Origin of the sequence: Streptomyces sp. NRRL F-4489 (assembly GCF_001509485.1) — a bacterium.
Classification (GTDB): Bacteria; Actinomycetota; Actinomycetes; order Streptomycetales; family Streptomycetaceae; genus Streptomyces.
Window position 1 is genome coordinate 18532 of sequence record NZ_LLZI01000273.1, and the last position, 11087, is coordinate 29618.

General features: G+C 73.3%; 8 protein-coding genes. 3 read left to right on the forward strand and 5 right to left on the reverse strand.

Annotation, left to right across the window (positions count from 1 at the left end; all coding sequences use genetic code 11):
* Positions 1–167: 167 nt before the first annotated feature.
* The 3 genes from acs to ADL22_RS36750 all read right to left on the reverse strand — a co-directional run bounded on the left by acs (position 168) and on the right by ADL22_RS36750 (position 4750).
* The gene (acs, locus tag ADL22_RS29815; RefSeq protein WP_066986793.1) at positions 168–2129 is read right to left on the reverse strand and encodes an acetate--CoA ligase; all 1962 of its coding nucleotides are present in this window, start codon (positions 2127–2129) and stop codon (positions 168–170) included.
* Between the two features lie 144 nt (positions 2130–2273).
* On the reverse strand, positions 2274–4628 hold the full coding sequence (locus tag ADL22_RS29820) for a SulP family inorganic anion transporter (protein WP_066986796.1): 2355 nt from the start codon (positions 4626–4628) through the stop codon (positions 2274–2276).
* Positions 4625–4750, reverse strand: a complete 126-nt coding sequence (locus ADL22_RS36750) for a hypothetical protein (RefSeq protein ID WP_267890212.1) — start codon at positions 4748–4750, stop codon at positions 4625–4627. The genes ADL22_RS29820 and ADL22_RS36750 overlap by 4 nt, the downstream gene beginning before the upstream one ends.
* A gap of 197 nt (positions 4751–4947) precedes the next feature.
* On the opposite strand from ADL22_RS36750, the gene ADL22_RS29825 reads away from it, so the two are divergent.
* Positions 4948–6216: a hypothetical protein gene (locus tag ADL22_RS29825; protein WP_066986799.1), complete on the forward strand. Its 1269-nt coding sequence runs from the start codon at positions 4948–4950 to the stop codon at positions 6214–6216.
* On the opposite strand, the gene ADL22_RS29830 is transcribed toward ADL22_RS29825, so the two are convergent.
* Positions 6197–7183: an ATP-binding protein gene (locus tag ADL22_RS29830; RefSeq protein WP_066986802.1), complete on the reverse strand. Its 987-nt coding sequence runs from the start codon at positions 7181–7183 to the stop codon at positions 6197–6199. The genes ADL22_RS29825 and ADL22_RS29830 overlap by 20 nt on opposite strands.
* A gap of 101 nt (positions 7184–7284) precedes the next feature.
* Here ADL22_RS29830 and ADL22_RS29835 point away from each other — a divergent pair, with 101 nt between their 5' ends.
* On the forward strand, positions 7285–8142 hold the full coding sequence (locus ADL22_RS29835) for an oxidoreductase (RefSeq protein WP_066986805.1): 858 nt from the start codon (positions 7285–7287) through the stop codon (positions 8140–8142).
* Between the two features lie 270 nt (positions 8143–8412).
* On the opposite strand, the gene ADL22_RS29840 is transcribed toward ADL22_RS29835, so the two are convergent.
* The gene (locus tag ADL22_RS29840; RefSeq protein WP_066986808.1) at positions 8413–9333 is read right to left on the reverse strand and encodes an HAD-IB family hydrolase; all 921 of its coding nucleotides are present in this window, start codon (positions 9331–9333) and stop codon (positions 8413–8415) included.
* A gap of 470 nt (positions 9334–9803) precedes the next feature.
* Here ADL22_RS29840 and ssd point away from each other — a divergent pair, with 470 nt between their 5' ends.
* Positions 9804–11054 carry a septum site-determining protein Ssd gene (gene ssd / locus ADL22_RS29845; RefSeq protein WP_079064528.1) on the forward strand — a complete coding sequence of 417 codons (1251 nt, stop codon included), beginning with the start codon at positions 9804–9806 and terminating at the stop codon, positions 11052–11054.
* The last annotated feature ends 33 nt before the right edge of the window (positions 11055–11087 follow it).

The following is an 11087-nucleotide window of genomic DNA, read 5'->3' on the forward strand; positions in this document are numbered from 1 at the left end:
CTGGTTCGTGCCGGGCGCTGCCCGCGAACGGCGAAGGGCACCGGGCGCTGGTGGCCCGGTGCCCTTGGCCGGCGCCGGCCCGCTTACCGGCGGGCCGGTCCTGTCGGCCGGCTCTCTCGCGGCTCAGCCGCGTCGCCGCTCAGCCGACGCGGCGCAGTCCTCGCCGCTCAGTCCTCGCTGGGCGCGCTCGGCAGCTTCGCCTGGATCAGCTCCATGACGGAGGAGTCGGTGAGCGTGGTGACGTCGCCCAGGGCGCGGTTCTCGGCCACGTCGCGCAGCAGGCGCCGCATGATCTTCCCGGAGCGGGTCTTCGGCAGCTCGGCGACCGGCAGGATCCGCTTGGGCTTGGCGATCGGGCCGAGCTGCTGGGCGACATGCGCGCGCAGCTCCTCGACGAGCCCCTCCTCCTCGGCCGCGCCGCCGCGCAGGATCACGAACGCGCAGATGGCCTGCGTGGTCTGCGGGTCCGTCGCGCCGACCACCGCGGCCTCGGCCACCCTGGGGTGCGAGACCAGCGCGGACTCCACCTCGGTGGTGGAGATGTTGTGGCCGGAGACCAGCATCACGTCGTCCACCCGGCCCAGCAGCCAGACGTCGCCGTCCTCGTCCTTCTTCGCGCCGTCGCCGGCGAAGTAGATGCCCTCGAAGCGGGACCAGTAGGTGTCCAGATACCGCTGGTCGTCGCCCCAGATGGTGCGCAGCATCGACGGCCAGGGCTCGGTCAGCACGAGGTAGCCGCCACCGCCGTTGGGGACCTCGTTGCCGTCGTCGTCCACGACGGTGGCCGCGATGCCGGGCAGCGGGCGCTGCGCGGAGCCCGGCTTGGCCTCCGTCACACCGGGCAGCGGGCTGAGCATGACCGCGCCGGTCTCGGTCTGCCACCAGGTGTCGACGACCGGTGTGCGGTCGCCGCCGATGTGCTTGCGGTACCAGACCCACGCCTCGGGGTTGATCGGCTCGCCGACCGACCCCAGGACGCGCAGCGACGACAGGTCGAACTTCGCCGGGATGTCGTCGCCCCACTTCATGCAGGCGCGGATCGCGGTGGGCGCGGTGTACAGGATCGTCACGCCGTACTTCTGGACGATCTCCCACCAGCGGCCCTGGTGCGGGGTGTCCGGCGTGCCCTCGTAGAGCACCTCGGTCGCGCCGTTGGAGAGCGGGCCGTAGGTGATGTACGAGTGGCCCGTCACCCAGCCGACGTCGGCGGTGCACCAGTAGACGTCGGTCTCCGGCTTGAGGTCGAAGACGGCGTGGTGGGTGTACGAGACCTGGGTGAGATAGCCGCCGGTGGTGTGCAGGATGCCCTTGGGCTTACCCGTCGTGCCGGAGGTGTAGAGGATGAACAGCGGGTGCTCGGCGTCGAACGCCTCGGGGGTGTGCTGGTCGCTCTGGCGGTCGACGAGGTCGTGCCACCACACGTCCCGGCCCTCGCTCCAGCCGACGTCCTGGCCCGTGCGGCGGACGACCAGCACGCTGCGGACGCGCTCGGTGCCCGGCTTGGTCAGCGCCTCGTCCACGGCGGGCTTGAGGGCGGACGGCTTGCCGCGGCGGTAGCCGCCGTCGGCGGTGATCACCACGCGGGCGTCGGCGTCCTCGATGCGGGTCGCCAGCGCGTCCGCGGAGAAGCCGCCGAAGACGACGGAGTGCGGCGCGCCCAGGCGGGCGCAGGCCAGCATGGCGATGACCGTCTCCGGGATCATCGGCATGTAGATGGCGACCCGGTCGCCGCTGGCGACGCCCAGCTCGATCAGGGCGTTGGCGGCCTTGGAGACCTCGCGCTGCAGCTCGGCGTAGGTAATGGCGCGGCTGTCGCCGGGCTCGCCCTCGAAGTGGATCGCCACCCGGTCGCCCCGGCCGTTCTCCACATGGCGGTCGACGCAGTTGTAGGCGACGTTGAGCTTGCCGTCGGCGAACCACTTCGCGAACGGGGGGTTGGACCAGTCGAGGATCTCGGTGGGCTCGGTCTCCCAGGACAGGCGCTTGGCCTGCGCGGCCCAGAAGCCCAGCCGGTCCGCCGCGGCCTCGTCGTACGCGGTGGCCGTGACGTTGGCGTGCGCGGCCAGCTCGGCGGGCGGTGCGAACCGCCGCTCCTCCTTCAAGAGGTTGGCCAGGCTTTCGTTGCTCACAACTTCTCCCATTCCCAGGGCGTGCGATGTGCTCCGGCCATAGCTCATCAGCCCGCGGGTGCCCTGACAAGGGCTGTGGATAACTATTGGTGTAGACCTGTCGGATTCCCCTTCCCGAACCGGCCGTTCGGGTGGCCGCGCAGGTCAGACGACATCCGCCGGCGCCTCGGCGCCGACCGCGCGGAACCGCCCGGTGGACTCGTCCAGCAGATACGCCTGCGCCTCGGCGACGTGGAAGTACATACCGTGCAGGGTGAGCGTCCCCTCGGCGATCCGGCGGGCGACGCACGGATGGGCCCGCAGGTGGTCGAGCTGCTGCCGGACGTTGACCAGCGCCAGCCGCTCCTGGTCGTCGGCCACCGGCCGCCCGGCGAGGGCGACTTCGCCCCGGCCCAGCCGCCCGATCCGCCCCATTCTGGCCAGGCTCGGGCGGCCGTGCCGCAGCCAGCGGGCGAGCGGCGTCGCCTCCCCGGGCGGCGGCGGGGAGCCGGCCGCGTCCAGCAGGGCCGCCATGGCCCCGCACCCGGAGTGCCCGCAGACCGTGATCGAGGAGACCCGCAGCACCTCGACCGCGTACTCCACCGCGGCGGCCACCGAATCGCAGGACGCGTCATCGCCAGGCGGCGGCATCAGATTGCCGACATTGCGCACGGTGAACAGGTCGCCCGGCCCGCTGGACGTGATCATGCTCGTCACCAGCCGCGAATCGGCGCAGGTCAGGAAGAGCTGGGTGGGCCGCTGCCCCTCCCGGGCCAGCCGGGCCAGCTCCTCGCGCACCAGGGGCGCGGTGTGCCGCTGGAACGCGCTGACCCCGCCGAGCAGTTGGCCGCCGTCCCCGTGCTCCGCCGTACGCCCGGCCGCGGGCCGGGTGCAGTGGTGGTTGCGCCACGGCGTCCACGGCCGGCAGACGTGCGCTCCGGCCGGCTCGGCGGGCGGACGGCCCGAGCGGCCCCCGAGGGCCACCGCGCCGCCGGTCGCCCGGTGGGCGGCGGCCCAGGACTGGAGCGCCTCGTAGGCGGCGTGGTCCATGAACGATCCGTACAGCTCGACGGTGGCGTCGGCGCCCGCCGGCACCCGCGCCAGCGCCCTGGTCAGCCGGGGCACCGCCAGGAACGTCAACTGGCCGCTGACGCGCACCCGGTGGCGGCCGTCCTCCGCCACGACCGCCACGCGGGTGTGGGTCAGCCGCCGCAGCGCCAGGAAGATCCCGACCGCGATCCCGGCCAGCACGCCCTGGAGCACGCCGAGCACCACCACCGCGCCCAGCGTGGCCGCGTACACCGGGAATTCGCGGTGCCGCTGGACGTGCCGCAGATGCGCGAAGCTGACCATCCGGACGCCGACGACCATCACCAGGGCGGCGAGCGCGGCCAGCGGGATCAGCTCCAGCGCCCCGGCCAGCAGGCCCGCGCACACCAGCACCCAGACGCCGTGCAGCACGGTGGCCCGCCGGGTGGCCGCACCGGCCCGGACGGAGGCCGAGCCGCGCATCGCGCCGCCGGAGACCGGCAGTCCGCCCAGCAGGCCGCTGACGACGTTGGCCGCGCCCTGGGCGGCCAGTTCGCGGTTCAGGCGGGGCCGCGGCGGGGGCGTACCGGGCCGCTCGGCGGCCAGCCGGTCCACCGCCACCGCGGACAGCAGCGACTCCATACTGGCGACGAGGGTGACCGTCAGCACCGCCGCGGCCAGGGCCGCGAACGGCGCGTGCGGCAGCACCGGCGGCTCGGGCAGCCGCCAGGACGGCAGCTCCACGCGCGGCACCGCCGTCCCCGCGCCGACCGCCGTCGCGGCGAGCACCGCGGCCAGCGGCGCCGGCAGCAGCCGCGCCCAGCGCCCGGCGCGCCCCGGCAGCCGCGGCCAGCCGGCCAGCACCGCCACCGTGACGACCCCGATCAGCAGCGCGGTGGGGTGCGGACGCGCCAACTGGCCGGGCAGCGCGGCGATGTCCTCGAGGACCGAGCCGCCGGCGGCACCGCCGAGCACCACATGGAGCTGCCCCACGGCGATGGTGACGCCGATGCCGGCCAGCATGCCGTGGACGATCGCGGGGCTGACCGCGAGCGCGGCGCGGGCCACCCGCAGCGCCCCGAGGGCGAGCTGGGCCAGCCCGGCCAGGACGGTGATGGCGCAGGTGGCGCGCCAGCCGTAGCGCTGGACGAGATCGCCGGTGACCACCAGGAGGCCGGTGGCGGCGCCGGTCACCTGGAGCGGGGCGCCGCCCAGCAGCCCGGCGACGATCCCGCCGACGGCGGCGGCGACCAGCCCGGCCTGGAGCGGCGCGCCGATGGCCAGGGCGAGGCCCAGCGACAGCGGGACGGTCAGCAGGAAGACCACGGCGGAGGCGGCGAGATCGCCGCGCCAGGCCGCGCCCGGCGCCGCGCCGCGGGGGGCGGGAGCGGGCTGTTCGGGTGCGGTCGGCTCGGGAGCGGCGGGCGCGGCGGCGGGCGGCTCGGGAGCCGTCTCGGCCGGCGGCTGCGGCGGTTTCTGGGTCTGCGTCATTCCCGTCTCCTCCGGGGCGGCGCGGTCGGCCGGGCCGAGCGCGGGGCGGCGGTGTACTGCGGCGGGAGCGAGCCGGGCCGGCGGGCGTCGCGGACGGTGACGGGCCGGTGACTCTCAAGCATCGGTAAATGAATCGTAATGACACGTAAAGACGCCGAGAAGGCATTTGGTGCATACAGCGCAGCCATTCCTTCCATCGAGTGAATAAAACGACTTTCGCCGTGTCTCTCTGGTGGTCCGTCAATGGATATAGGCGTTTCGTCAGGCTTGCTCTGATTGGTCCATATGGTGCGGCTTCGCACCAGGAATGAGGTGGCTGATGGCGGTCATATCGAAGGCGACGGTGCGCATCGCGGCGGCGGTGGCGCTGGCGGCGATAGCCGGCTGTTCCGCGGCCACCCAGGACGCCCCGCCGCGGGACCCCGGCAAGGGCCGCGCCCAGCCCCAGGCGCCGGCCACCCGCACCGTCCACCTGATAGGCGACGGCTCCACCGCGTACACCGGGGCCCAGCCCCACCAGCCCGTCCCCGCGCGGCTGAAGCCCGGCGGGAAGCCGCCGCAGTTCGTGGTCTTCTCCTGGGACGGGGCCGGCGAGGACGGCCAGAAGCTGTTCTCCCACTTCCGCGCCGTCGGCAAGAAGTACGGCGCGACGATGACGTACTTCCTCAGCGGCGTGTACATGCTCCCCGGCGACAAGGCGGAGCTCTACGAGCCGCCCGGGCACGAGCCCGGCTCCTCGGCGATCGGCTTCAACGACGTCCGGGGCATCAAGGACACCGTGGCCCAGATGCGCGGCGCCTGGGAGGACGGCAACGAGATAGGCACCCACTTCAACGGCCACTTCTGCGGCCCCAACGGGGTCGGCGCCTGGAGCCCGGAGGACTGGCGCAGCGAGATAGCGCAGGCCGTGTCGTTCGTCCGGAACTGGAAGACCAACTCCGGCCTCCGGGACGAACCCCCGCTGCCGTTCGACTACGGCAGGGAACTCGTCGGCGGCCGCGCGCCCTGCCTGGAGGGCCAGCGCAATCTGCTGCCCGCCGCCCGGGAGATGGGCTTCCGCTACGACGCCAGCTCGGCCGGCGGCCTCCAGGTCTGGCCCCGGAAGGCCGAGGGCCTGTGGGACTTCCCGCTCCAGGAGATACCGTTCCCCGGCCGGGACTTCGAGACCCTCTCGATGGACTACAACTTCCTGGCCAACCAGTCCGGTTCCACCCACGGCGACCGCGCCCTGCACGCCACCTGGGGCCGGCAGATGCACGACGGCATCCTGGACGCGTTCGACCGCGCGTACCACGGGAACCGCGCCCCGCTGTTCATCGGGGACCACTTCGAGTCCTGGAACGGCGGCACGTACATGAAGGCCGTCGAGCAGGCGATCAAGGACATCTGCCCCCGCGAGGGCGTGCGCTGCGTCAGCTTCAAGCAGCTCAGCGACTGGCTGGACGCGCAGGACCCGGAGGTGCTGGCCAGGCTCCAGGCCCTGCCGGTCGGCCGGGCGCCGGAGGACGGCTGGGCGGCGTACCTCTCCGGCCGCCCGGAAGCGTCCGGCCCGGCGCCGGCCGCGCGGATCAGGCCGGTTGCGGGGTAGCCGCCCCCTCGAAGAGCACGAAGGCGGGGTCGACCTGGGCCGCCAGGTCGGCGCCCGTCTTCGCGTTGCCCCAGCTCTCGGCGTTCTTCAGGTGGAAGTGGACCATCTGGCGGGTGTAGCGCTCCCAGTCGCGCTGCCCGTAGGAGGCGTCGGCGGCCTCGTGCAGCGTCCGCAGGGCCCGGCGGTTGGCCTCCTCCAGGAGGGCGAAGGGGGCCGGGCGCCCCTTCTCCATGGCGCGCACCCAGTCCGAGTGCCCCACGCACACCAGCAGGTCCTCGCCCGCCTCGGCGCGCAGGAACGCCAGGTCGTCGGGGCCCTGGACCTTGTTGCCCACCACCTTCAACGGGACGCCGAAGTCCCGCGCGTACTCCTTGTACTGGCGGTAGACGGCGATGCCCTTACGGGTCGGCTCGGCGACCAGGAAGGTCATGTCGAAGCGGGTGAACATCCCGGAGGCGAACGAGTCCGAGCCGGCGGTCATGTCGACGACCACGTACTCGTCCCGGCCGTCCACGAGGTGGTTCAGGCACAGCTCGACCGCGCCGACCTTGGAGTGGTAGCAGGCGACGCCCAGATCCGACTCGGTGAACGGGCCGGTGGCCATCAGCCGCACCGTCCCGTCGTCGAGGGCCACCGGCCGGGCGCAGGCGTCGTAGACGGGGTTGGCCTCGCGGATCCGCAGCAGCCGGGAGCCCTCACCGGGCGGGGTCGTCTTGATCATCGTCTCGGCGGACGGGATGCGGGGGTTCCCGCCGCGCAAGTAGTCCTTGATCAGCGGGAGATGGGCGCCCATCGCGGGCAGCGCGGCGGCCTGCTCCTCGTCCAGGCCGAGCGCGGTGCCCAGGTGCTGGTTGATGTCGGCGTCCACCGCGATGACGGGGATCCGGGCCGCGGCGAGGTGCCGGATGAACAGGGAGGACAGCGTGGTCTTGCCACTGCCGCCCTTGCCCACGAAAGCGATCTTCATATTCAGCAAGCGTAGGTGTGGGGAACCTCTCGGCGGGTGGTTTACGTGAAGAAGACCACTCCTTCGAGGGGTCCGGCCCGGTGGTGCGTAGGGTCGTCCCCATGGCTGGAATCTCCCGGGGGACGCCCCCCGAACCGCACCGCGCGAGCGGCGACCCGCTCGCGGCCCTGGCGTCGCTCCCGGGGGTCGCCGACTCCGTGGACTCCGTCCGCAAGGCCGTCGACCGGGTCTACGGGCACCGCATCATGCGGCGCCGCGGCACCGAGGTCACCTCCGAGGCGGCGCTGCGCGGCGCCCGCGCCTCCGCGGCGCTGTCCGGGGCCGACTGGGCGCTCGAAGAGATCCGGCGGCGCAGCGACTTCGGGGCCGGCGGCGAGCCGCGTACGGTCGGCGCGGCGCTGCGGCTGACCGCCGAGGCGGGCCAACTCCTCAGTGTCTGGCGGCAGTCGCCGCTCCAGGTGCTGGCCCGGCTGCACCTGGTCGCGGCCGGCGGCGGGCCGGACGACGCGACGGTGGGGCGGCCCCGGCAGGGCGCCGAGCCGGTGGACGAGCCGTCCATCGAGCTGCCGCTGCCGGACGCCGAGGAGGCCGCCGGGCGGCTGGACGGGCTGGCGCGGCTCCTCCTGGCGGGCACCTCGGCGCCGGCCCTGGTGACCGCCGCGGTGGTGCACGGGGAACTCCTGGCACTGCGGCCGTTCGGCTCGTACAACGGGCTGGTCGCGCGGGCGGCGGAACGGATCGTGCTGGTCGGCAGCGGACTGGACCCGAAGTCGATCTGCCCGGCGGAGGTCGGCCACGCGGAACAGGGGAGCGCGGCCTACGCGGCGGCCCTGAAGGGCTATGTGTCCGGCACTCCGGACGGCGTGGCGCAGTGGATCGCCCACTGCGGGCGCGCGGTGGAGCTGGGTGTACGGGAGAGCACGGCGGTCTGCGAGGCGCTCCAGCGGGGCGCGGCCTGACGGCGCGCTCCCGGAGGGCCCGGACACGGGCTGCGGCGGTACCAACCCTTCGGTACCGCCGCTGGCATGTCTGCCGGGTTACCAGGCGTGCTCGAAATGTCGCCCATCAGGTCGGAATCGTCGTCCGCTTACCTGGTGCGGCTGGCCCGTAATCGACGGGTCGGCGTCGCGTGGGTGCCCGGCATTCATGCATCGGTCCGTGGGGCCTTGATGCGGTAAAGGCGTTCCTCTCGGATGTCCTTGGTCTCGCGGGCCGTTAAGTCCTTTGTACTACTCCTGGGGGGTGAACGGTAGCCCGGGCCGCAGATCTTTACGTTTGGCCGCAAATGCGGGCATTACGGCAAGGCGTTTCTTTCCCGTATTGCGGCGGCTCGCGCACCAGACCAGCGTGGCGGTGAGGGCGGCCGCGCCGACCGCCGCCATGGCCGTGAGCACCGGGCGCGAGGGCATGGCCAGGCTGGGCAGCCGCTTCTTGAGCGGCACCGGGCGGCTGAAGGTGCGCACCGGCCAGCCGCGGGCGGCCGCCTCGCGGCGCAGCGCCCGGTCCGGATTGACCGCGCAGGGATGGCCCACGGCTTCCAGCATCGGCACATCGGTGATCGAGTCGCTGTACGCGTAGCAGCGCCGGAGGTCGTATCCCTCGGACGCGGCGAGTTCCCGGACGGCTTCGGCCTTCGTGGGCCCGTAGGCGTAATACTCCACCTCGCCCGTGAAGCGGCCGTCCTCGCCGACGACCATTCTGGTGGCCACGACCCGGTCGGCGCCCAGGAGTTCGCCGATCGGTTCGACGACCTCGGCGCCGGAGGTCGAGACGATCACGACATCCCGGCCGGCCGCGTGGTGTTCCTCGATGAGCGAGGCGGCCTCGTCATAAATGATCGGGTCGATGAGATCGTGCAGCGTTTCCGCGACGATCTCCCGGACCTGCGCCACATCCCAGCCGCGGCACAGCGAGGAGAGATATTCGCGCATCCGCTCCATCTGGTCGTGATCGGCGCCGCCCGCGAGGAACACGAACTGGGCGTACGCGGTCCGCAGTACGGCCCTCCGATTGATCAGGCCGCCGTGGTAGAAGGGCTTGCTGAAGGTCAGCGTGCTCGACTTTGCAATGACGGTCTTGTCCAAGTCGAAGAACGCGGCAGTACGGGGCGTCGAGTGAGGCACGGAGTGGTTTTCCACGGGGGCGAGCATAGGCGCCCACCATTCGGCGTAAGGTGTGGCGCGTGGGTTTGCCTGAGAAGGCTCTCGGGTACACCATGGAAGTCACGGATCGTTCGCGACCGTGCTAACCCGGTCCGGCTCCTCCCCCCCCGAGTCGGCCGTGGAGACGACCCCCGCTCTCCCCCCCGGCGGGGGTCGTCGCATGTCCGGACGCGTTTTCCGTCCCGGAGCCCTTGATCCGCCGCGGTTCCGCGGCTTCTTGCCGGTGCGCTCTGGCATGCATATGCCATCACTGAGCGTAGCCACTGGACTGCTCTGCGGAGGCTTCCCATCGGCCCCATGGGCATCCTCCGTCGCTGGAATAGGTGACGGGGATATTCACAGGCGCGGAGTTATCCACAGATTCGCATCAAGATCCACAAAGATTTCCCGATCGCTGCACCGTGAAAGTCCGCGAAGTTCGCGGAAGCGCGAGTCGCGTAGCGATAGGGGGACAGAACGTGTCCGGATCATCTACTTCCGACCAGCCGGCGCGAAGCGGTGAAGAGCGGGACGGGCCACTGCTGATCACCGAGGACGAGGAGCTCCTCGACGACCTTCTGCGGCTCTGCGCGGCGGCCGGCGCGCTGCCCGAAGTGGCGCACCGCCCGCCCCGCCGCACCGCGGAGTGGGAAAGGCCGCCGCTGGTGATCGTCGGCGCGGACTGCGCGGCCCGGCTGAGCGGTGCGGCGCGCCGCGCGGGCGTGGTCATCGCCGGCCGGGACGCGGACGACGTCGCCGTACTCCGCCAGGCCGTGGCGATCGGCGCCGAGCGGGTGCTGGCCCTCCCCGAGGGCGAGCGCTGGCTGGTGGACCGGATCGCCGACGCGGCGGAGGGAGCCGGGCCGCCGGCTCTGACGGTCGGGGTCATCGGGGGCCGCGGCGGGGCCGGGGCGAGCACCCTCGCGGCGGCGCTGGCGGTCACCGCCGCCCGCGCCGGGGAGCGGACGCTCCTGGTGGACGGCGACCCGCTGGGCGGCGGGCTGGACGTCCTGCTCGGCGGCGAGCAGGAGAAGGGGCTGCGCTGGCCCGCCTTCGCCGAGTCGCGCGGCCGGGTGGCCGGCGGCGCGCTCGCCGAATCACTGCCGCGGATGCACGCGTTACGGGTGCTCAGCTGGGACCGGGGCGCGGAGGTCGCCATTCCGCCGCCGGCCATGCGGGCCGTCCTGGCCGCGGCGCGGCGGCGCGGCGGGGTGGTGGTGGTCGATCTGCCGCGCCGGGTGGACGGGACGGCGGCGGAAGCCCTGGCCCAGGTGGACGTCGGGCTACTGCTCGTCCCGGCGGAGCTGCGCGCGGTGGCGGCGGCGCGCCGGGTGGCCGACGGGGTGCGGGCGGTGCTCGACGACGTACGGGTGGTGGTCTGCGGGCACCCGGGAGCGGGCAACGGCGGCGGGCCCGCGGCGGCGGAGATCACGCGCCTGGTGGGCCTGCCGCTCGCGGGCGAACTCCCCTGGGAGCCGGGGCTGCCGGACGACCTGGCGCGGGGGCTGGCGCCCGGCACACGGGCGCGGGGGCCGCTGGCGCGGTTCTGCGCCGCGTTCTGGGAGCGGGTGCGGGGTGTGGGTGGCGGGGCGGCCGGGGTGGCGGCTGCCGGGGCGGTTGCTGCTGATGCGCCGGGGGTTGGTGCCGCGGGTGTTGGGGTCGCGGATGTCGTGGATGTCGCGGACGGGCCGGGAGCGGGGGTGCGGGGGAATGACGCGGTGGATGGCTGACGGGCCGGGGCGCCGGGGCCGGGTGGCCGGGGG